The sequence below is a fragment of the Rhizobium sp. BR 315 genome, from assembly GCF_050577975.1.
Classification (GTDB): domain Bacteria; phylum Pseudomonadota; class Alphaproteobacteria; order Rhizobiales; family Rhizobiaceae; genus Rhizobium; species Rhizobium miluonense.
In genome coordinates, this window is record NZ_JARWKZ010000002.1 from 129,231 (window position 1) to 150,439 (window position 21,209).

The 21,209-nt window shown below is 61.4% G+C and carries 23 protein-coding genes and 1 pseudogene; 6 read left to right on the top strand and 18 right to left on the bottom strand.

Annotation, left to right across the window (positions count from 1 at the left end):
- Positions 1-79 precede the first annotated feature (79 nt).
- The 4 genes from QD409_RS03070 to QD409_RS03085 all read right to left on the bottom strand — a co-directional run bounded on the left by QD409_RS03070 (position 80) and on the right by QD409_RS03085 (position 3,374).
- Complete coding sequence (locus QD409_RS03070) at positions 80-640, bottom strand: NADPH-dependent FMN reductase (protein ID WP_092845452.1); 561 nt, start codon at positions 638-640, stop codon at positions 80-82.
- Between the two features lie 71 nt (positions 641-711).
- Positions 712-1,938 (bottom strand): NAD(P)/FAD-dependent oxidoreductase, encoded by a 1,227-nt coding sequence (locus QD409_RS03075; RefSeq protein WP_430761890.1) that lies wholly within the window; start codon positions 1,936-1,938, stop codon positions 712-714.
- Positions 1,939-1,948: 10 nt separating this feature from the next.
- Positions 1,949-2,260, bottom strand: a complete 312-nt coding sequence (locus tag QD409_RS03080; RefSeq protein ID WP_092845456.1) for a MocE family 2Fe-2S type ferredoxin — start codon at positions 2,258-2,260, stop codon at positions 1,949-1,951.
- 25 nt (positions 2,261-2,285) lie between these two features.
- Positions 2,286-3,374 (bottom strand): fatty acid desaturase family protein, encoded by a 1,089-nt coding sequence (locus QD409_RS03085; protein ID WP_430761891.1) that lies wholly within the window; start codon positions 3,372-3,374, stop codon positions 2,286-2,288.
- Between the two features lie 150 nt (positions 3,375-3,524).
- On the opposite strand from QD409_RS03085, the gene QD409_RS03090 reads away from it, so the two are divergent.
- Both QD409_RS03090 and QD409_RS03095 read left to right on the top strand, forming a co-directional pair.
- Positions 3,525-4,553 (top strand): LacI family DNA-binding transcriptional regulator, encoded by a 1,029-nt coding sequence (locus tag QD409_RS03090; protein WP_430761892.1) that lies wholly within the window; start codon positions 3,525-3,527, stop codon positions 4,551-4,553.
- A 159-nt stretch (positions 4,554-4,712) separates the two neighbouring features.
- Positions 4,713-5,525 (top strand): TIM barrel protein, encoded by an 813-nt coding sequence (locus tag QD409_RS03095; RefSeq protein WP_092845460.1) that lies wholly within the window; start codon positions 4,713-4,715, stop codon positions 5,523-5,525.
- A gap of 35 nt (positions 5,526-5,560) precedes the next feature.
- On the opposite strand, the pseudogene nikR reads toward QD409_RS03095, so the two are convergent.
- The 3 genes and pseudogenes from nikR to cbiE form a co-directional block, all read right to left on the bottom strand.
- A pseudogene (gene nikR, locus QD409_RS03100) lies at positions 5,561-5,981 on the bottom strand (nickel-responsive transcriptional regulator NikR).
- Between the two features lie 77 nt (positions 5,982-6,058).
- Entirely contained in the window at positions 6,059-6,817 is a 759-nt protein-coding gene (gene cobM / locus QD409_RS03105; RefSeq protein WP_092845462.1) for a precorrin-4 C(11)-methyltransferase, read from the bottom strand.
- 19 nt (positions 6,818-6,836) lie between these two features.
- Complete coding sequence (cbiE, locus tag QD409_RS03110; protein WP_092845464.1) at positions 6,837-8,063, bottom strand: precorrin-6y C5,15-methyltransferase (decarboxylating) subunit CbiE; 1,227 nt, start codon at positions 8,061-8,063, stop codon at positions 6,837-6,839.
- On the opposite strand from cbiE, the gene QD409_RS03115 reads away from it, so the two are divergent.
- Entirely contained in the window at positions 8,062-8,832 is a 771-nt protein-coding gene (locus tag QD409_RS03115; protein ID WP_092845466.1) for a cobalt-precorrin-6A reductase, read from the top strand. The genes cbiE and QD409_RS03115 overlap by 2 nt on opposite strands.
- Here QD409_RS03115 and QD409_RS03120 read toward each other — a convergent pair.
- From QD409_RS03120 to QD409_RS03145, 6 genes are all read right to left on the bottom strand, one after another.
- The gene (locus tag QD409_RS03120; RefSeq protein ID WP_092845468.1) at positions 8,796-9,560 is read right to left on the bottom strand and encodes a precorrin-3B C(17)-methyltransferase; all 765 of its coding nucleotides are present in this window, start codon (positions 9,558-9,560) and stop codon (positions 8,796-8,798) included. The two genes, QD409_RS03115 and QD409_RS03120, sit on opposite strands and share 37 nt — an antisense overlap.
- Positions 9,557-10,294, bottom strand: a complete 738-nt coding sequence (locus tag QD409_RS03125; RefSeq protein ID WP_092845470.1) for a precorrin-2 C(20)-methyltransferase — start codon at positions 10,292-10,294, stop codon at positions 9,557-9,559. The genes QD409_RS03120 and QD409_RS03125 overlap by 4 nt, the downstream gene beginning before the upstream one ends.
- Entirely contained in the window at positions 10,291-10,923 is a 633-nt protein-coding gene (locus QD409_RS03130; RefSeq protein ID WP_092845472.1) for a precorrin-8X methylmutase, read from the bottom strand. The genes QD409_RS03125 and QD409_RS03130 overlap by 4 nt, the downstream gene beginning before the upstream one ends.
- Positions 10,924-10,925: 2 nt before the next feature.
- Positions 10,926-12,356 carry a precorrin-3B synthase gene (gene cobG, locus QD409_RS03135; RefSeq protein WP_092845474.1) on the bottom strand — a complete coding sequence of 477 codons (1,431 nt, stop codon included), beginning with the start codon at positions 12,354-12,356 and terminating at the stop codon, positions 10,926-10,928.
- 59 nt (positions 12,357-12,415) lie between these two features.
- Complete coding sequence (gene cobF, locus QD409_RS03140) at positions 12,416-13,192, bottom strand: precorrin-6A synthase (deacetylating) (protein WP_092845658.1); 777 nt, start codon at positions 13,190-13,192, stop codon at positions 12,416-12,418.
- An 82-nt stretch (positions 13,193-13,274) separates the two neighbouring features.
- Positions 13,275-14,108, bottom strand: coding sequence for an AraC family transcriptional regulator (locus QD409_RS03145; RefSeq protein WP_092845476.1), 834 nt, complete (start codon positions 14,106-14,108; stop codon positions 13,275-13,277).
- A 118-nt stretch (positions 14,109-14,226) separates the two neighbouring features.
- Here QD409_RS03145 and QD409_RS03150 point away from each other — a divergent pair, with 118 nt between their 5' ends.
- On the top strand, positions 14,227-15,423 hold the full coding sequence (locus QD409_RS03150) for an MFS transporter (protein ID WP_092845478.1): 1,197 nt from the start codon (positions 14,227-14,229) through the stop codon (positions 15,421-15,423).
- Positions 15,424-15,710: 287 nt separating this feature from the next.
- Here the strand turns inward: QD409_RS03150 and QD409_RS03155 are convergent, their stop codons facing one another.
- Together QD409_RS03155 and alr are read right to left on the bottom strand one after the other, a co-directional pair.
- Positions 15,711-16,961 carry a D-amino acid dehydrogenase gene (locus tag QD409_RS03155; protein ID WP_092845480.1) on the bottom strand — a complete coding sequence of 417 codons (1,251 nt, stop codon included), beginning with the start codon at positions 16,959-16,961 and terminating at the stop codon, positions 15,711-15,713.
- A gap of 31 nt (positions 16,962-16,992) precedes the next feature.
- The gene (gene alr / locus QD409_RS03160; protein WP_092845482.1) at positions 16,993-18,126 is read right to left on the bottom strand and encodes an alanine racemase; all 1,134 of its coding nucleotides are present in this window, start codon (positions 18,124-18,126) and stop codon (positions 16,993-16,995) included.
- Positions 18,127-18,251: 125 nt separating this feature from the next.
- Between alr and QD409_RS03165 the strand changes: the two genes are divergently transcribed.
- On the top strand, positions 18,252-18,716 hold the full coding sequence (locus tag QD409_RS03165) for an Lrp/AsnC family transcriptional regulator (protein ID WP_092845484.1): 465 nt from the start codon (positions 18,252-18,254) through the stop codon (positions 18,714-18,716).
- Between the two features lie 47 nt (positions 18,717-18,763).
- Here the strand turns inward: QD409_RS03165 and QD409_RS03170 are convergent, their stop codons facing one another.
- Positions 18,764-19,231: a sensor histidine kinase gene (locus QD409_RS03170; RefSeq protein WP_430761893.1), complete on the bottom strand. Its 468-nt coding sequence runs from the start codon at positions 19,229-19,231 to the stop codon at positions 18,764-18,766.
- Positions 19,232-19,258: 27 nt separating this feature from the next.
- A complete protein-coding gene (locus tag QD409_RS03175; protein WP_092845486.1) occupies positions 19,259-20,308 on the bottom strand; it encodes an ornithine cyclodeaminase in 1,050 nt (349 codons plus the stop codon).
- 142 nt (positions 20,309-20,450) lie between these two features.
- On the opposite strand from QD409_RS03175, the gene QD409_RS03180 reads away from it, so the two are divergent.
- Positions 20,451-20,888, top strand: a complete 438-nt coding sequence (locus tag QD409_RS03180; RefSeq protein ID WP_037154240.1) for an Lrp/AsnC family transcriptional regulator — start codon at positions 20,451-20,453, stop codon at positions 20,886-20,888.
- A gap of 57 nt (positions 20,889-20,945) precedes the next feature.
- Here QD409_RS03180 and QD409_RS03185 read toward each other — a convergent pair whose 3' ends face one another.
- On the bottom strand, positions 20,946-21,203 hold the full coding sequence (locus tag QD409_RS03185; RefSeq protein WP_092845488.1) for a hypothetical protein: 258 nt from the start codon (positions 21,201-21,203) through the stop codon (positions 20,946-20,948).
- Positions 21,204-21,209 lie beyond the last annotated feature (6 nt).

Consider the following 21,209-nt stretch of genomic DNA (forward strand, 5'->3'; position numbering starts at 1 on the left):
CGTCGCGGTTACATTAGCTTATTCATCGGCTAGTCATAGGCTTCATATCTGACTTTCGGATTAGCCGAGCAGCCGCGCGTCAGCCTTTTTTACGAGCCTCGACGAAAGCACTGAAACCTTCGATGAACGCCGCGAGATTGTGCTTCACCTTCTCGTCGACGATCGCGCCGTCGGCGTCGAAGACGCTGCCGGCCCGCGACACCATCAACCGGCCGCCAAACCAGGCTTCGGCACCGAGTGTGCGCAGGACCGTCAGCCAGGCATTCTGGCTGAGGATGGTGCCAAAATTGCCGGGCGAGGCGCCGAGGACRGCGACCGGCTTTCCRCCGAAGACCTGAGCGATGTCGGTCGAGGGGCGGCTCATCCAGTCGATGGCGTTCTTGAAGACGCCGGGAAGCGAATTGTTGTATTCCGGCGTGAACAGGATCAGCCCATCGGCTGCGATGGCCAGATCCTTGAGCTCGCGGACCTTTTCCGGAATGCCGTCCGCCGCCTCGAGATCGGCGTCATAGAGCGGCACGCCGTGGATGGTGCGGGCGATCAGCTCGACGCCGCTTGGCGCCAGCTCGACGGCGGCGTGGAGCAGGGCCGTATTGAAGGAGCCTTTGCGCAGGCTGCCAGAAATGCCGAGTATCTTCATCGCTTCCCCCATTTGCCGTTACAGGGAGACATTTATGGTTCGACGCCCTTCGTCAAGTTCCAAGAGCGATCTTACGCTGCGAGCAGCGACTTCAGCTTGACGGTGCTTGCCGCCAGAGCATTGTGATCCGGATGCGCGCGGGCTGCAATCAGCATTTCGGCGAGGCGGATATCGCGCGCGATGGCATTGCCGCGGCCGATGCCGCTTGCGGCAAGAAGCCGGCCGTCAATGCCCAAATGAAACAGGATGAATGCCCCGTCATCAAGGTCGCGCCGGACATGAGTGACCGCCTCATCCGCAAGGCCGGCAATCTGCAGCGTCAGGTCATACTGGTCGGACCAGAACCACGGCACGGCGGATATTTCGGCGCCTTCTCCCAGCATGTTGGCGGCGGCCAGATTTGCCTGCTCCTGTGCATTGCGCCAGGATTCGAGGCGAATGCGCCTTCCGCTATAGAGTGCGAGCGGGAAGGAGCAGCAATCGCCTGCCGCATAGATGTCGGCAATGGAGGTTTCTAGGCGCTCGTTGACGGCAATGCCGTTGTCGATGGCCAGCCCCGCTTCCGCGGCAAGCGCGACATTCGGCAAGGCGCCGATGCCAACGAGCAGCAGATCGGCAGAGATCATTTCGCCGTTAGCCAAACGAACGACCGCCTTCTCGGCTTCTTCCGCGATGGCTTCGATGCTCTGGCCGCAGCGGATCTGCGCACCTTCCTGACGATGGCGTTCGGCAATCGCCTMGGCGATTGCCTCCGGCACGCCGCGCTTCAACACGCGCGGCAGGCCTTCGATGACCGTGACGTCGGCACCGCGCATGCGCGCCGTTGCCGCCAGCTCAAGACCGATGAAGCCGCCACCGATGATGGCGATATGCTGACCGGGGTGAAGCGCGGCATGCAAAGCCACCGCATCTGCATGGGTCCGCAGCATGCGGATGCGGTGGGAGGCGCTGTCGACGCCGGGGAAACTCCGTGCCGAGGCTCCGGTTGTGAGCAAAAGTTTGTCGTAACCGAGTGTTTGTCCGCCAGCGAGGCTGATCGTTTTCGTGACAGGATCGATCGCCGAGACCGTCGTACCGAGCCTGATGTCGATCGATTGCTCCCGGTATCGCTCCAATGTGGCGACGAATTTCGGTTCCGGCGCTTCACCCGATCCGCCTTTCGAAAGGGGCGGACGTTCGTAGGGGGCGAGCGGCTCGGTGCCGATGAGGGTGATGTCGCCCTCAAATCCCTTTTCACGAAGCGCGAAGGCGGCACGGGCACCGCATTCTCCGGCCCCGACGATAACGAAATGCGCCATGCCTGCCTCCTCAAAGCCCGATGAAGACGGTGCCGTCCTCGACCTTGACCGGGTAGGTCTGCAGGTTGACGCAGACCGGTGCACCCTTGGCTTCGCCTGTGCGATAGTCGAAGCGGCCATTGTGCTTGGGACATTCGATGATGTTATCCATGACCAAGCCGTCGGCGAGATGGATCTTCTCGTGGGTGCAGAGGCCATCCGTGGCGAAATAATCGTCCTCCGGGCTGCGATAGACGGCGAAAGTTCGCCCGTCATGATCGAAACGGATGACATCCTCTTCGTCGATCGCATCGGCGGCGCAGACTTCGATCCAGTTGCTCATGTTTTCCTCTCTTTGCATGTCCGGTTTATTGAGCGGCCGCGGCCGGAGGTTCGCCGTGGAACTCCTCGCGATAGGGCCGCGCCGTCGGCGGCAACTCGCGCTTCAGGAAATAGTCCTCGTTGCGCAATTGCCGCAGGAATGCCGGTATCATCTCGCGATAGCCGGACCACATGGATGGGTTCGGCGCCGGCAGGTCGTGCTTGATCATTGCATGCAGCTTCGGCAGCGCATGATAGGGCACCATCGGGAACATGTGATGTTCGACATGGTAGTTCATGTTCCAGTAGATGAAGCGGCTAATCGGATTCATCATGACGGTGCGGCTGTTCAGCCTGTGGTCGATGACGTTGTCGGCAAGGCCGCCATGCTGCAGCAGGCCGGTCAGGACGTGATGCCAGGCGCCATAGAGTCGTGGAAGACCGATCAGCATCAGCGGCAGGATCGAGCCCATGGCGATTGCCGTTGCAATGGTCACGACATAGACGGCAAGCCAGATGCGGGCGATGCGAATGGCCTTCGGCTGCTCCATCTCGGGGATAAAGGTCTTTTCCGCGGCGCTGACGACGCCGCCGGCATTGCGCAGCATATCTACGATGGCGTGCCAGGCATCGAGGATGCCGAAGAAATTCAGGACGAGGCGAAAGAGATCCGGTGGCCGCATAACGGCAATTTCCGGGTCGCGGCCGACGATAACGGTATCCGTGTGGTGGCGCGCATGGCTCCAGCGCCAGGTCACCGGATTGCGCATGATCATGAAGCAGGCGATCTGGTAGACCGCGTCGTTCATCCAGCGCGTCTTGAACGCCGTGCCATGGCCGCATTCATGCCAGCGGCTATCGGAGGCTGAGCCGTAAAGCACGCCATAGGCCAGGAAAAAGGGGATGCAAATCCACGATCCCCAGAAATAGACACCCAGGGCAGCGAAGACCGCCATGCTGCCGAGCCAGATGATGGTGTCGCGGATCGCCGGCGCGTCTGAGCGCTGCATCAGCGCCTTCATGTCCTTGCGCGGCACATCCGTATGATACCATTCGGCGGCCGCGAGTCCGGTTTCCACTGCCAGCCTGCCGCTCACACCGAGCAGATCGTAGTCACGCTTGATTATCGTTGTCATCCATGCCTCCCGCGATGTGCAACAGCACACCGCCCTCGATGCCAGAAACGATAGATCGACTTTTCGCTTGCCTCAATGCATGAATGATGGAATCTATCAAAACATATCAAATTCTGATGTCATCAATGATGGCATATCTCAGGAGCAGCCATGCGTCGGCCCACCATATCGGATCTTGCCAAGGCATCCGGCGTCAGCGTCGCCACGATCGATCGCGTGCTGAACGGACGGCATCGTGTACGCGAGGAAACGGCACGGCGTGTCTACGAAGCGGCGCAGGAAATCGGCTATCATGCCGTTGGTCTCCTGCGTCAGCGGGTCTTCGAAGACCTGCCGCAATATCGATTGGGCTTCGTCTTGCAGAAGCCGGTTCAGGCCTTCTATCAGGCATTTGCCAGGGAGATCGCCACGGCCGCGCAGGCGGTCACTACAGCGCGGATCAATGCCCATATTGATTTCGTAGCCGCCTCGACTCCGACTGCGATTGTCGAGAAGCTGAAGATAGTCGCCGCACGCAGCCAAGCGGTTGCGCTCGTCGCGCCGGATTACCCGGCGGTCACGGCTGCAATCGAGGAATTGAAGGAAAAAGGCATTCCGGTCTTTTCCTTGCTGTCCGATTTCTCCACCACGGCGCGCCAGGGCTACATCGGTGTCGACAACCGCAAAGTCGGGCGCACGGCCGCCTGGATCATCGCGCGCTCGGCGCGGCGCCCGGGCAAGGTGGCCTGTTTTGTCGGCAGCCATCGCTTCCTTGGTCATGAGCTGCGCGAAATCGGCTTCCGGTCTTATTTCCGCGAGAATGCGCCGGAATTCGAGGTGCTGGACACGCTCATCAATCTCGACACGCCGGAGATCACGCATGAGGCGACGCTTGATCTTCTGCAGAAACACCCCGACCTCATCGGCTTCTATGTTTGCGGCGGCGGCATGGAGGGGGCTATTTCGGCCATTCGAGAGGAGCGGCTGTCCGGCAAGCTGATCGCCGTCGTCAATGAGCTGACGCCGGAATCGAAGGCAGCACTCGCCGACGATGTCGTTGCCATGACGATCGGCACGCCGCTGCCCGCACTCTGCAACGAACTGATGAGCCTGATGATCAAGTCCGTCGAGAGCGACGAGGCTGTCGTTCCCGGACAAAACTTCCTGCCATTTGAAATTTTTCTATCGGAAAACATCTGACTGGGATGATTGAATTCCATCATTTTGCCGATAATTCTATCAGGAATGATGGCTGAAGCCGATGGAACAAGGCCCTGAATCTCGCTAGTCCTTCGCAAAGCAGGCGCGGCGGATTGGACTATCTTTTGCGGCCGGACGCCTTGAGGAGGAGTGCCCATCATGAGTTCCATTCGTTTCGCGCTCAATCATATGTGCGCGCCGTCCCTGAACCTGGAATCGTTTTTTGCCGCCGCAAAGGAGCTCGGCATCGACAGCGTCGAGATTCGCAACGATCTTGCCGGAAACGCGATACTGGATGGCACGCCTGCAAAAGCCGTCAAGGAACTGGCCGAGCGCCAGGGGCTTACAATCATCTCCATCAACGCGCTGCAGCGCTTCAACGAATGGAATGATGAGCGCGCCCGAGAAGCGGCGGAGCTCATTGATTATGCGCGCGATTGCGGCGCGAAAGCCCTCGTTCTTGTTCCGGTCAATGACGGCAGCGGCCGTGAGCCGGAGGTGCGCCGCGCCAATCTCCGCAACGCGCTGTCGGCCCTGAAGCCGATGCTGGAGGCTGCCGGCATTGTCGGTCTAGTCGAGCCGCTCGGCTTCGAAATCTGCTCGCTGCGCCTGAAGAGCGAGGCGGCTGCCGCGATCGAAGAGCTCGATGCGAAATCCACCTTCCGCCTTGTGCACGATACCTTCCACCACCACCTCGCAGGCGAGGCCGCGACTTTCCCTGATCTAACGGGTCTGGTGCATATTTCCGGTGTCAGCGATGCCGACGTTTCGGTTGCGGACATGCGTGATCCGCATCGGGTTCTGGTCGATGCCAGCGACCGTCTCGACAATGTCGGCCAGTTGCGGGCACTGCTTTCCGCCGGTTACGCCGGCCCGGCTTCGTTCGAGCCCTTCGCACCGACGGTACACGCCCTGAAGGAGCCCGTGGCCGCGATCAAGGAAAGCATGGCCTATATGACGGGCAAGCTCTGAGTTTTGCGGGTTGTCCGCGGGCAACGGCGCTTCACTCAACCGTGGGAATGGGCTTCCGCGTGATGCGGGCCATGCTCCGAGGGAATGAGGTGCAGGTTGCCGAAGCGGACGCCACGCTGGGTAGCCAAACGATCGGCAAAGGCCTGTATCTCATCGGCCTTGCCTTCAGCACCGAGACCTCAAGGCAATCATGTCCGTCGATATGGACATGCAGGGTTGAGACCGAAAGATCATTGTAGTCATGTCGCGCCGTCGTCAGGCGGCGCGACAGGTCGCGAGTTTCATGCCTGTAGATATAGGTAGGCGCTGCACAACGTTTCGCATGGCCGTCTATGCATGCGTAACGGCATTGCGGACAAGATCGCGCGGCGTTTTCGAACGGCTGGAATAGCCAGGCTGCGCGCTGATCTTGTCGATCGTCTCGAGAAGATCATCATCGATGGTGATGCGCTGCATCTCCCGATCCTCTTCCGTGCCGTCGGCTTTGAAGCAGAATAGAGGAAATTTCAGCCAGTTTTGCAATGGTGCCCGACTTATTGCCGGCCGCGGAAACGGCGCTGATAGGCGGGGTCGTAGAGCGAGCTTTCGCGAAAATCGCTGGCAGCGAGCGATGGCCCGACGAAGATCAGGGCAGTGCGCTCGATCGGCTCGGCCGCCACTTTCTCCTCGATCGTGGCAAGCGTGCCCCGAACGATCCGCTCGTCGGGCCAGGAAGCCTTGACGACGATCGCAACCGGACAATCGGCGCCGTAAAGCGGCGTCAGGTCCTCGACCACCTTTCCGAGCGCGTGGATTGCCAGATGGATGGCGAGCGTTGCGCCGGTCGCGCCGAATTTCTCCAACGTCTCGTTGTTAGGCATCGGCGATGCGCGGCCGGAAACGCGGGTCAGAATCAGGCTCTGGGCGACGGCCGGTATGGTCAGCTCGCGTCCGAGCGCAGAGGCTGCAGCGGCGAATGCAGGAACGCCGGGCGTCAGCGTATAGTCGATGCCGTGCTGCTCAAGCCTGCGGATCTGCTCGGCAACAGCACTCCAGACGGAGAGATCGCCGGAGTGAAGGCGTGCGACATCCTCGCCGGCTGCCGAAGCTTTTAGATATTCCGCCTCAATCTCGTCCAGCGACATCGGAGCCGTGTCGATGATGCGGGCGCCAGGCGGGCAATATTGCAGCAGTTCCGGCGAAACGATCGAGCCGGCATAGAGGCAGACGGGGCATTTGCCGATCAGATCGCGGCCACGCACCGTGATCAGGTCGGCTGCCCCGGGGCCTGCGCCAATGAAATGCACTGTCATCGCTCTACCTCATTCTGAATTATGGCTTGGTCCACGACCATTGCGTCACTGGCATGGCCGGCCGCCAGCCGGTCATGCGGCCGACAGGTGCTGCGCGCGCAATATCGATGCGGGTCAGCGAGCCGCCCCGGCGTGCCTGTTCGGCAAGCAGAAGGGCTTCCATTTCGGTCGTGACGGCATTGGCAACCAGCCTGCCGCCGCTTTTCAATTGGCCGATCGCGGCATCGAGCACGCCGGCGTCGCTGCCGCCGCCGCCGATGAAGATGGCATCCGGCGTCGGCAGTCCAGCAAGCGCATTCGGTGCCTCTCCCTCGACAATAGTCAGGCCCGGGACGCCGAAATTCGTTGCGTTGCGGCGGATCCGCGCCGCGCGCTCGCTGGAGGCCTCGATGGCGATGGCGCGCAGCGAGGGATCGGCCAGCATCCATTCGATGCCGATCGAACCGGAACCGGCGCCGATATCCCAGAGTAGCTCGCCGTGGCGCGGTGCCAGTGCCGACAGCGTCATGGCACGGATTTCCCGCTTGGTGATCTGGCCGTCATGGTCGAAAAGCTCGTCGGCCAGGCCGGCGCTCAGGGGCAAAATCCGGGCGGTTGCTTCGGCCTTGACCTCGACGCCGCAGATATTGAGATCGTTGATATCGGAAAGGGCGAACTCGGCGGCGCTCTGGCGGGAGACCTTCTCATGCGGGCCGCCAAGTGCTTCCAGAACCGTAAGCTCGGATGGAGCAAACCCTGAGCTTTGCAACAGGGCCGCCAATTCGGCAGGACCTTTGCCATCGGATGTCAGCGCCAGGATCTTTCTGCCGGGATGCAGATACGGCCGTATGAGATCGACGGGTCGGCCGTGCAGCGAGAGAACCGTGATGTCCTGTAACGGCCAGCCCAGGCGGGATGCCGCGAGGCTGAACGAAGATGGTGCTGGAATGACGGACATCTCATCGGCTGGAATACGCCGCGAAAGCGTCGCGCCGACGCCGTAGAAGAAGGGGTCACCGGAGGCGAGAACCACTGTCGGCTTGCCGCGCCGGGCAAGAACGGCTTCGACGGATTTTTCGAATGGCGAAAGCCATTGATGTGTTTCGCCCGTGATCACCGGGCTCATCAACTCGATATGGCGCGCCCCGCCGAAGACGACCGGTGCCTCGGCGATCAGCCGCTTGGCTTCGTCGCCGAGGCCAGCTGGACCGTCTTCGCCGATGCCGATAAGAGTGAGCCAGCGTTGAATGGAAGGTATCTCAACCATGGGCAAGGTCCGCATACTGATCCTGGGCGGTACGACCGAGGCCCGTGCTCTGGCGGCGTCGCTTGCCTCCCGCGCCGATCTTGACGTTGTCCTGTCGCTCGCGGGCAGGACCGCCGATCCGGCGCCGCAGCCCGTTCCGGTGCGCAGCGGCGGTTTCGGCGGCGCGGAGGGTCTTGCTCGTTATCTTCAGGATGAAGGGATCGATCTGTTGGTCGACGCCACCCATCCTTTCGCAGCCCGCATCTCCGCCAATGCTGCGCAAGTGGCTGCTCAATGCGATGTGGCGGCTTTTGCGTTGCGCCGTCCGGCCTGGGTGCCGGTCGAGGGCGATGACTGGCTCTCGGTGCATAGTGTTTCGCAGGTCGTGGCCGCGCTCGGCACTCTGCCCTTGCGCGTTTTCCTGGCGACTGGCAGGCAGGAGGCGCATCTGGCCAATGCGGCGCCGCAACACCAATATTGGGTCCGCAGCGTCGATCCCGTGGAGCCGCCTTTGACGGTGCCCTATGTCAGCTACATCACCAGCAGGGGCCCTTTCCGATTGCCGGACGAACTGGACTTGCTGCAAGGGCATGGGATCGAGGTCGTCGTCGCCAAGAATAGCGGCGGCGATGCGACTTACGGCAAGATCGAGGCGGCAAGGGACCTCGGCATCAAGGTGATCATGATCGAGCGCGCGGAGACTACCGGTTTGCCAGTGGTCGAAACAGTCGATGCTGCGCTCCAAAGGGTCGATCATCTCGTATCTTCCCTGATGAAACGCGGCGTATAGACGAGATCCGGGCGCCCTTCTCGCGCAATGATGCGCGTCTCGGCCGAGCCGATGATGACGCAGGTGGCCATATCTGCTTGAGAGGCTTCAGCATCCGCAAGCCGCGCCACCGTCATGCGTTCGTCAGGGCGGCCGGCGGCGCGCCCGAAAATGACCGGCGTATCCGCAGGCAATATGTCACGCAGAATTTCGAAGGCCTTACCGAGCTGCCAGGGCCGCGCCTTGCTGATCGGATTGTAAAGCGCGATCACGAAACCAGTCTCGGAGACTGCTCGAAGCCGGTTCTCGATGAGCGGCCAGGGCTTCAGATTGTCCGACAGCGAAATCGCACAGAAATCGTGACCGAGAGGAGCGCCGATACGGGCCGCGACCGCAAGCATGGCCGTAATGCCCGGCACGACGACGAGGTCCACCTTGCGCCATTCCTCCGGCCCGTGATCGATCGCCTCGCACACCGCCGCCGCCATGGCAAACACCCCGGGATCCCCGCCGGAGACGACGCAGACATTTGCTCCCGCCGCTGCACGCTCTAGCGCCGCCTTGGCGCGGTCCAGTTCTTCGCGGTTGTCTGAGGCATGACGGATCTGGTCGCTGCGTAGCGTCAGTCGGTCGAGATAAGGGCCGTAGCCATAGAATTCATGCGCATCCGCAACCGCAGCCAGCGCTTCCGGCGTCGTCTGCTCAGGCTTGCCGGGACCCGTGCCGATGACATAGAGACGCCCGCTCATGGCCGTCCTTCCCAACCCGGAACCAGAACCAGTGAGAAATAGGGAGCTTCGGCATCGTCGCGGCTGGCAAGCGGCGCCATCGTGCCGTTCGCCATCGTGCCGCGCTCCACATAGATGGCTTCGTTCAGCCGGCCGGCAGCATCAAGCGCGCGGCGGATCTTCGGCAGGTTGCGGCCGACTTTCATGATCACGGCCGCCTGCGTGTCGCCAAGGCGGCGGGCAAGCTCGGCTTCCGCCATGGTTCCGGGCAGGACGGACAACACGTCGTCTCCCTGCACCATCGGCAATCCGGCCAGAGACCAGCAGCCGGACATGGCCGTCACGCCCGGTATGACTTCGGTCGGGAAGCGATCGGCAAGGCGCACGTGCAGATGCATGTAGGAGCCGTAAAAGAGCGGATCGCCTTCGCTGAGTACGGCAACCGTCTTTCCTTCCCGCAGGTGTGCCGCCACCATTTCGGCCGAGGCGTCATAGAAGGCGGTGATCTGACTTACATAGTCCGGCGCACACTTATCGATCTCCGTCGTGACGGGATAGTAGAGCGGCAGGAGCGTTACGTCCGCCTTCAGCAGATCGCCAACGATCGTGCGTCCGTTGCCGTTCTTGCCCTGTTTGGCAAAGTAAGCGACGACATCGGCGCGCTCCAAGGTCTTGACGGCCTTGACCGTTAGCAGCTCCGGATCGCCGGGACCGGTGCCGACGCCAATCAACTGGCCAGAGGAAGACGTGCTCATAGGCCCGGCCTCGCCAGTGCATTGACGGCCGCTGCCGTCATCGGGCTACCGCCGAGCCGTCCCCGCACGATGGCAAAGGGTACGCCGTAGGAATTCTCAGCCAGCGCGTCCTTCGATTCGGCCGCGCCGACGAAGCCCACAGGCATGCCGATGATGGCGGCGGGTTTCGGAGCGCCGTCGCGCAGCATTTCGAGAAGATGGAAAAGGGCGGTCGGCGCGTTGCCGATGGCAACGACGGCGCCGGCAAGGCGTTCGGTCCACAGATGCATGGCAGCGGCTGAGCGCGTGTTGCCGATTGTCGTCGCGATTTCTGCCGTGCGCGGATCCTGCAACGTGCAGATCACCTCATTCTCCGCCGGCAGACGGGCGCGGGTAACTCCACGAGCGACCATCTCGGCATCGCAAAGAATCGGCGCGCCGTCGGACAGCGCCTTGCGGGCAGCGGCGACGAAGTCGGGCGAGAAATGGAAATGCTGCGCTGCTTCCACCTGTCCGCAGGCATGGATCATGCGGATCGCAACATCGGCCTCGGCGTCGGAAAAGCGCTTGAGATCGGCTTCGCTGCGGATGATCGTGAAGGAGCGTTCATAGATCGCTTCTCCCTCGCGGATATAGTCATAGTCAGGCATTTCTATCCCTGTCGTAAAGCCGTCGCGATTGCGTCCCGGCCGAGCCGTTTAAGACACTGGTGCGTCGATTCGCCAGCAACTTTGTTGTTTCGTACCAGCTCGCCCAGCCGAGCCAGCACCGATTTCAGATTTTCTTTGCCGATATGCACCGTGGGTTCGGCCGAGGCCGATCCATCCAGGACGATCCCATGGCCCGTTGGAATACCGACGACGGCGAGCGCTGTCGGAGCAGGATGGGCGCATCCCTTCGGGCAGCCGGACAGGTGCAGTTCGAAGGAACCGTCGAGCAGCTCGGGAGCGAGAGCAACACAATCTAAGGCGGCCTGCTTAGTGGCGTAGTGTGCGGATGCGCAGGCTCCAGCGCCCGAGCAAGGAATGATGTGATTTGCCGGATCGTCGCTGCGCGTTTGAAAACCGCAGGAAGCAGCTACCGTACGAACGCGCTCGAGTTCGTCGGCCGCAAGGCCCAGCAACAGCATGCTGTGTTCCGGCCCGGTGCGGATTTCGGAGACGCCGTTCTCTTCGGCAACGGCAAGAAAGCGTGCGAGATCTTTTGCGTGGATCTGGCCGAAGGATGGGCGCAATCCGAGCGCGCGACCGTTCCTCCCCAGTGAGATGATCCCGATGGGGGAGGTGGGTGGCCTGGCTGTCGTCTGAGCATGGGCGGTCACGTCCGGAAATTGCCCTCGCAGGTCCGCCGGATCAAGGTCGCGACCGCGGGCGCGAGGTCCGAGGAGGCTCAATCTTTTCAACAACGCGACCACGCCGGCAATCGCCTCGTCGCGAGGCAATGTGGCGAGCGGCGTTGCCGTTGCATCCGTTCCTGCGATCGCGAGCGTCCATAAACAGCCTGCGCCATCATCGGGTTTGGTCGCCTTAAGCCGGATATCCGCCGAAAGTCCGTCCAGAGCGAGCTGACCGCCGCCATCGATGATGATCGCGAGCTTCGCCGCCAGAATCGGTTTGGGAGCGAGGTCGTCAATGGTCTCCTGCAGGCGTTCCGCAAGACTGCGGGCACTCGCCATTTCCAACGGATCGAGGCCGCTCAGCGGTGGGATCTCAATGGCAACGCCGTTTTGAACGACGATACCGGCGCGTTCTATATCGGCGGCAAGCGCCTCCATGCTCTGCAGGATCATGCCGCGCAGTTGCAGATTGCCGCGCGCAGTGATCTCGATCAGACCGTTGCCATGTTTTTCGGCCGCAGCGGCGAGTGCGCGAAATTGGGCAACCGTCAATCCAGGGGTCACCGGCCGCAGCCGCACGAGGAGACCATCGCCGGTCTGCATCGGCTCGCTCAGCGAGGGGCAGGCGCCGCGAACCATGGCCGGCGAAGGCGAGGCGTCGACGAGACCTTCAGCTAGCTCTTGCGAGAAGCACGCCGGTTCATCCATCGTCTGTCCGTTGGTCGCAACCATGAGACTGCCCTTCATAAGGGACACTTCCTTGCATAAACCGGATCGGCGGGCAAATGATTTGGCTCAGCGGCAGCTCATGCCCGATCGTCGAAATCATCCCCCTTGCGCAGCAGGTAGATGTCCATGATCCACCCGTGTCTCGCGCGGGCTTCTTCCCGTGTCGAAACAATGCGCTCGGAAACATCAGCCAGCCTACCGGCGATGATGATCTCGTCCTTTGTACCGAGATAGGCGCCCCAGTAGATATAGGCCTCGGGATCGTCGATCTTGCTGAAAGCCTGCTCGCCGTCGAGCATGACGACCGCCGTTTCAGCAATGCCGGGAAAACTCTCGGCCAGCCGGCGTCCCGTGGTGATCTGCACCGGCTTGCCGACGAGATTGAGGGCGATGCGGTGGCTTGCGGTCAGTGCCTGGATGCTGGTGATGCCTGGAATGACGCTATAGTCCAGCGCGACGTTACCGCGCGCGACGACACGTTCGATGATGCGCAGCGTGCTGTCGTACAGGCCGGGATCGCCCCAGACCAGGAAGGCCGCGCTCTCGTCTTCCGTCAGATGCTCAAGGAAAAGCCGTTCGTAAATGGCTGAAATCTCTTCATGCCAATCGTCGACGCCCTGCACATAGCTGCGGTCGGCGGTGCGGCGCGATGGCACGTCGTAGCCGATGAAACCGGTAGTTTTGCTGGTGACGTAGCGCTGGCAGATATCCCTGCGGACATCGGCGAGCTCTGTCTTTGCCGCGCCCTTGCTGGGAATGAAGATGACACTGGCGGCATTCAACGCATTGATCGCCTGCACCGTCATATGCTCGGGATTTCCGGTGCCGATACCGACGATGTAAATGTGCCGCATATGCTTGTCCTTGTTTTCAGCGCTGTTTGCCGGAAGCAACGGGCCGTTTCAAGAGGAGCGTCGCCAGATCGGCTTCTCTGGTTCATGATCGCCGATCGAAGGCCCAGCGGTTGACTGTATAAGCGCGCGGCGACGAGCCGAGCATGCGCCGGAACATTGTGGTAAAGGCCGCCACGCTCTCATAGCCCGCTTCGAGCGCGACATTGGTGACGGGAGCCCCGCCGGCCAGCCGTGGCAGGCAGGCGAAAACGCTTGCCTGCTGGCGCCAGGTCGTGAAGCTGATGCCGGTCTCCTTGCGGAACTGGCGCGTGAAGGTCCGCCGGCTCATGGCAAGCTTTTCGGCCCAGTCATCCAGTCTGGCGTTGGGCGAAGGGTTGGCGACGTATTCGCGGCAGAGCGCTGTCAGGCGGCGGTCGGAAGGGAAGGGCAGGCCGAGCGGACGTTCCGGCAGCGTGGCGATCTCTTCGACGAGCAGCGACAGGACCAGCTTGGCCTTGCGATGGCTGACAGGCGCCTCCCGTAACCGTATGGCTTCCAGCAACAGGCTGCGGGCGAGGTCCGTGACCTCGACGACGCGCGGAACCTCATCCTTCGGAGGCTGATTGCGCGGCGTGACATAGACGGATTTCATGCTGACGTCGCTTAGAATCTCGATCGAATGCTCCAGTCCTACGGGGATGAACAGCGCGTGCCCCGGAGGTACCATCCAGCGCCCCCGCGCCGTCATGATCAGGGCGACGCCGGCAAAGATGCAGAGCAATTGCGTGCGGCGGTGATGGTGCCACGGAACGGTGTAACCCTGTGGCGGCTCGGCGCTGTGGACGAGCACATCCGCATCGGATTCCTCCATCCAGCGCATGCTCTGGACATGCAGGTCGTCGAGGGTGGCCAGCAATTGTTTCGGCAGTTTTTCCATAATGGCCCAATCGAGAAACTATTGGACCAAAACACGAAAGAAGGTCACCCACAAGCCGTGTAAAAGGCGGATCGAACAATTTGGTCGGTGGGAATCGCCGGCGCTGGAAGGAATCTCCATGGTTGCGGCGTTTTCGGGTGCGCAAACTCGATTTGAGAAGACGACGATCTCGGTCGTTATTGCGGTCGGCACCTGCCATCTGCTGAACGACATCATGCAATCGCTGCTGTCGTCGCTCTATCCGATGTTCCGAGAGAATTACGCGCTCGATTTCGTGCAGATCGGGCTGCTGACGATGATGTTCCAGATCACCGCTTCGCTGTTGCAGCCTGTTGTCGGCATCGTCACCGATAAATGGCCGATGCCCTATTCGCTGCCTGTGGGCATGGTCAGCACATTCGCGGGCCTCCTGCTGCTCGGCTATGCCGGAAGCTTCACCATGTTGCTGGGCGCTGCCTGCCTGATCGGTTTCGGCTCGGCCGTCTTCCATCCGGAAGCCTCGCGCGTCGCGCGTCTGGCCTCCGGCGGCCGTCATGGCCTCGCCCAGTCGCTGTTTCAGCTCGGCGGCAATGCCGGTTCGGCAATCGGGCCGCTGATTGCCGCATTCTTCGTTCTTCAGCACGGCCAGAAGAGCGTGGCATGGCTTTCGGTGCTGGCCGTTATCGGCTTCATCGTTCTGAGCTGGGTCGGCACCTGGTACGTCAACCATCGCCGCCAGCAGGCCAGCCGTCCCGTGCCCAACCGTACCTTGCCGATCGCGCGCAGCAAGGCGATGTGGGCGCTTGCGATCCTCATCCTGCTGACGGCGACGAAGAACGTCTACATGGCGAGCATTTCGAGCTATTTCACCTTCTATGTCATCGACAAGTTCCACCTCGACGTTCGCGATGCCCAGCTCATGCTCTTCCTGTTCCTGGGCTCGGTCGCCGCCGGAACGATCATGGGCGGCCCGGTGGGGGACCGCCTCGGCGCACGCTTCGTGATCTGGTTCTCCATCCTCGGCGTCATTCCCTTCGCACTGCTCATGCCCTATGCGGATCTGTTCTGGACCTGTGTTCTGACCGTCATAATCGGGTTGGTCTTCGCTTCGGCATTCCCAGCGATCGTGGTGTTCGCACAGGAGCTGATCCCGGGTCGCGTGGGATTGATCGGCGGTATTTTCTTCGGTTTCGCCTTCGGAGCAGGCGGACTTGGCGCGGCAGCGCTCGGGGATTTTGCCGATACGCACGGCATTTCCTTCGTCTATACGATCTGCTCTTACCTGCCTCTGCTCGGTCTGTTCACGATCTTCCTACCCCGCATTCCCAGGCATTGATTGGTATCGGCGGGCGATGAACTCGACTCTCATGCGGACATATGAGCCCCCTTCTCCCCAGCGGGGAGAAGGTGCCGACAGGCGGATGAGGGGGAAGCTGCGAGCGGGAAAGTGCCTGATTTCAAGGAGGCTTGGCCCCCTCATCCGACCCTTCGGGCCACCTTCTCCCCGAGGGGAGAAGGAGGTTGCACCAACGACCGACCTCATATGCGATTCTCCTGCCGCTTGCAGGGAGAGGAGATTATTCCCATAGGTGTAAAAAGGGATGGCGGATGAGGCGTGCCTAATCAAGCGTAGCGGCTGACGGCGAGATCGGTCGCGTCGATATCAGGCTTGCGGCCGCTGACGAGATCGCTGATGACGCGCGCCGAGCCGGAGCTCATCGTCCAGCCAAGCGTGCCGTGTCCGGTGTTGAGGAACAGCCCCTTGATCTTCGTTGGCCCGATCACCGGCGTTCCATCCGGCGTCATCGGCCGCAGGCCGGACCAGAAGGAGGCCTTGGCGACGTCGCCGCCGGGGAAGAGGTCGGTGACGGAATGCTCGAGCGTTTTGCGCCGGGCAAGGCCGAGATCGTTGGTGTAGCCGGAGATTTCAGCCATGCCGCCGACGCGAATGCGATCGCCGAGGCGGGTGATGGCGATCTTGTAGGTCTCATCCATCACGGTCGATTCCGGCGAGCGCGATGCATCGGCGATCGGGATCGTCAGGGAGTAGCCCTTAACCGGATAGACCGGAAGCTTGATGCCGAGGGGCTTGAGCATGATCGGCGAGTAGCTGCCGAGCGCGACGACGACAGCATCGGCATCCATACGACCACGGTCGGTGACGACGCTGCGCACCTGACCGCCCTGAACGTCGAGCCCCTTGATCGCGGTGCCGTATTGGAAACGGACGCCGAATTCGACTGCCTTGGCGGCGAGCGCGTTGGTGAACTTGAAGCAGTCGCCGGTCTCGTCCTTCGGGGTCAGCAGGCCGCCGACGATCTTTTCGCGAACATGCCGCAAGGCCGGCTCGACACGGATGCAGCCCTCGGGATCGAGCACTTCGTAGGGAATGCCGTCGGCCGCCAGAGCCTTGACGTCCTTGGCGGAGGCGTCGAGCTGCTGCTGCGTGCGGAAGAGCTGCAGCGTGCCCTGCATGCGTTCGTCATAGGCAATGCCCGTCTCTTCGCGGACGGCAGCCAGCGAGATGCGGCTGTAATCGGCAAGGCGCAGCATGCGGCTCTTGTTGATCGCGTAGCGTTCCGAGGTGCAGTTCGACAGCATCTTCACGAGCCATGACAGCATCGCGCCATCGACCTTGGGGCGCAGGATGAGCGGCGCGTGATGCATGAACAGCCATTTGATCGCCTTCATGGGGATGCCGGGAGCCGCCCATGGCGAGCAATAGCCGAAGGAGACTTCACCCGCATTGGCAAAACTCGTTTCCAGCGCCGGCCCTTGCTGACGGTCGATGACCGTGACTTCGTGGCCTGCCTTGGTGAGCTGATAGGCGGATGTGACGCCGACAATGCCGGCACCCAGAACGACGACTTTCATGATGTCCTCAGTAAATTGAGCAATGGGAAGGTCAGCGGTATTGCCGATGGAAGCGATGGCCGAGACTGGTCAGGATTTCATAGGAAATCAAGCCGGCGTCCCGGGCGATATCATCGATGGTTTGATGATCTCCCAGGACCTCTACGAGGTTTCCGAATGACAGGGTTCCTTCGGGCAAGGCGCTGATATCGATTGTCGTGCTGTCCATCGACACGCGGCCGACGATCGGCAGCCGCACGCCGTTGTAATAAACCGAACCACGGTCGCTGAGGCTGCGGGGAAGACCGTCGGCGTAGCCGGCCGCGATCGTCGCAAGCCGGGTCTCGGTCTTCGTCACATGCACGCCGCCATAACCGACGCGCGTGCCGGCCGGAACGGTGCGCGTCTGCACCACAGCGACATCGAGGCGAACGACGGGCTCCATCGGATTTGGCACGCCGCTGGTCGGCGCGCCGCCATAGAGCGCAATGCCCGGCCGCACCAATACCCCATGAAAATCGCCGCCAAGGAAGATGCCGCCGGAATTGGCGAAGGAGAGATCGTAACCGGGGAATTCTTCCACGACGCGACGCATCTCTGCAAGCTGATCGGCATTCTGCACGCAATCGGCCTCGTCGGCAGAAGCGAGGTGGCTCATGATGAACAGGATGTCGAGATCGTCGACAGTTGCCAAATAGGCTGCGACGGCAGCTCTGTCTTCCGGAGGTATGCCGAGCCGCGACATGCCGGTATCGAACTGCAGGACAGCGGGAAGCTTGCGTTGCAGGGAACGAGCGGTTTCCGACCACTGCTGCAGCTGATCGAACGAATTGATGACGGGGATGACGCCACCTTCCACGCAAGCAATTTCGTTACCGGGCATTAGGCCGTTCAGCACGAAGATCGATGCATCGCGTGGCAGGTGCGGACGCAGCCGCAGCGCTTCAACGAAGTGGGCGACAAAGAAGTGCCGGCAGCCCCTTCCGTACACGGCTTTGGAAACCTGGTTTGCGCCAAGCCCATAGGAATCCGCCTTGACGACAGCAGCTGCGCGCGCTGGCGCAACAATTGAGGAAAGCTTCTCGTAATTCCGGCGCAAGGCGGCCAGATCGACCGTCAGATAACCGCAAGCACCTCTGTCGATCGTCAATTTTGACGTTCGCGAATCCACTACACCGCCGTCCATGTCCGCCCTCATTCTTCCGGCGCGAGATTATTGAAATGATCGTGAAATTACCCATCAAACAGTGATTGATTGTTGTGTAGTTGCATTGATATTGAAACGATCGACGAATTTTTGAAAGAATCCACATGGCCGCACTCGACGCGATCGATCGCAATATTCTTCGGCTGCTGCGCCTCGATGCCCGGGTCAGCAATGCCTGGCTGGCGGGCGAGGTCGGGCTGTCGCCGTCCGCCTGCCTGCGGCGCATCAAATTGATGGAGCAGGCAGGCGTGATCCGGGGCTATACGGCACTCGTAGACACGTCGCAGGCCGAAGCGGCGATCGCCGTCATCATCAACATTACGCTCGAGCGGCAGACGGAGGATCACCTCGATCGTTTCGAGGCGGCGGTTCGCAAGCATCCGGAGATCCGCGAGTGTTTTCTGATGACGGGCGGGTCCGATTATCTGCTGCGTGTGGAGGTCGCCACTGCCGGAGACTTCGAGCGCATTCACAAGGATATTCTCTCAACCCTGCCGGGGGTGCTGCGAATCCATTCGAGCTTCTCGATCCGCAACGTGCTTGCGACGCGGCCGAAGATTCAGCGTTGAACAGGCCGATGCGCGTGGCGCATGCGGCCGCGTCACACGGTTCCTGCTCAGCCCTGATCCCAGCCAATGCCGGTCGCAGCATGGACCTCGCAGATCAGTCCGTTCGGATCATAGCTGATATTGACCTGGCCATTCAGTTCTGCCGCCAGCAGGCTTTCGATCAGCCTTGAGCCGAAGCCCTTGCGTGTCGGTGGTTCGACCATAGGCCCTCCTGTTTCCTGCCAACGCAGGACGAGCCGTTCCGTCTCGCCGGTTTCCAGGGACCAAACGATGGCGACGCGCCCGTCAGGCGCCGAAAGCGCGCCGTATTTGGCGGCATTCGTCGCCAGCTCGTGCAGCGCAAGCGATATGGAGACGACAGTTCTCGGCGCGAGCTTGATCGACGGGCCGGAGATATTGAACTTCTCCCTGGGATAGGGTGACAGCGCCTGGCCGATGACGGCAGAGCTTCCTGTTCGCCGTCGCTTATTGACGCAGACGTGATGCGGCGAGCCGCAGCGGCTGGTGTTCTTCACGAACAGATAGCCGGCCGCGGCGCTTCCTTACTCCGCCCGGAGCAGCATACCGAACAGATCGCGCGGATCGTCCGGGTCGGCAATGATATCCAGTTTCTGGAAGTAATCCGTACCTGCCAGCTTTTCGCGCACATAGCGCAAGGCGGAGAAATCCTCGATGGCGAAGCCGACGCTGTCGAACAGGGTGATCTGCGTGTCGCTGCGTCGGCCCTGCGCGCGGCCGTTCACGACCTGCCAGAGCTCGGTTACCGGATAGTCCGGGTCCATCTGCTGGATTTCGCCCTCGATGCGGGTTTGCGGCGGATATTCGACGAAAGTATCGGCACGCAGCAGGATATCGCGATGCAGCTCGGTCTTGCCGGGGCAGTCGCCGCCGATGGCGTTGATATGGACGCCGGCGCCGACCATGTTGTCGGTCAGGATCGTGGCAAACTGCTTGTCGGCCGTGCAGGTCGTGATGATGTGGGCGCCTTCGATGGCCGCCTGCGCCGTTGTGCAGGGAACCAATCGCAGGCCTTTTCCGCCAAGGTTGCGCACGGTCTTTTCCGTGGCCCTCGGATCGATGTCATAGAGACGAACCTCTTCGATCCCGAGGACCGCCTTCATCGCCAGAGCCTGGAATTCCGCCTGCGCGCCATTGCCGATCAGCGCCAGGATGCGAGCTCCCGCCGGTGCGAGATGGCGGGCCGCCATGGCCGAGGTGGCGGCAGTGCGCAGCGCGGTCAGCAGCGTCATTTCCGTCAGCAGCACCGGGTAGCCGGTCGACACTTCCGCCAGCAGGCCGAAGGCGGTCACGGTCTGCAGCCCCTGCGACATATTCTTCGGGTGCCCGTTTACATATTTGAAGCTGTAGACCGCGCCGTCGGACGTCGGCATCAGTTCGATGACGCCATCATGAGAGTGGGAGGCGACGCGTGGCGTCTTGTCGAAAAGATCCCAGCGGCGGAAGTCCGCCTCGACGGCCTCTGTCAGTCCGACGAGCATGGCTTCTATGCCGACATGATGGACGAGCCGCATCATGTTCTCGACGCTGACGAAGGGGATGAAAGCTTTTTCCGACGGAAGCAGTGCGGGCATTTTGGTGTCCTCGATCAGATTATTCCCAGCAGGGTAACAAGCAGGCCGATTGACTGAAATCTCAAAACTGTGCCAGTTCTGGTATCGTGCTGTACAGATTGTATAGCTGCTATTGTGAAAATGACAGAGTCTGGATTCTAGAATGTCCGTTGCCAAATATATTCCCGATGATCTCGATCGACGCATTATCGGTCATTTGCGTGCCGATGGCCGCGCCTCGCTCTCCAAGTTGTCGGATGTTTTGGGCGTGGCGCGCGGCACGGTGCAGAACCGGTTGGATCGCCTTATCGAGACCGGGACGCTGATGGGCTTCACCGTGCGGGTGCGGGAGGATTATGACGAACAAACCGTCCATGCCGTCATGATGATCGAGGTGGTGGGAAAATCGACCACGCAGGTTATTCGCAAGCTGCGAGGCTTGCCTGAGATCTATTCGCTTCACACCACGAACGGCAACTGGGATCTCGTTGCCAATATCCGCGCGATCAGCCTTTCGGATTTCGACCGCGTGCTGCGCGAGGTCCGCATGATCGACGGTGTCGCCAACAGCGAGACTAGTCTGCTGCTGAGTAGCCTCTGACGGCTTGAATCTCGAAAAGTCGTCAATCGAAACGGCCCCGTCCGCGCCGGCCCCGCTTCACGGGCGGCGGGCGCGGAATATGCGTTTCCAGATGGTGCCGCCGAGAAATCGGTTGAACACGATGAAATAGGCAACGATGAGTGCGAACAGCAGAAGGGCCGGCAGGCCGTGAAGCTGAAAGCCGTCTTCGGTCTTGCCGCCGAAAATCGATGCAATGATATAGCCAAGAACAAAGAAGGCGGTCAGAAAGTCGAAGATGGCGGCAAGTACGATGCGCCATGTGGCTGGCTGCGTCTCGGCATTTGCGTCAGGCATGGTCGG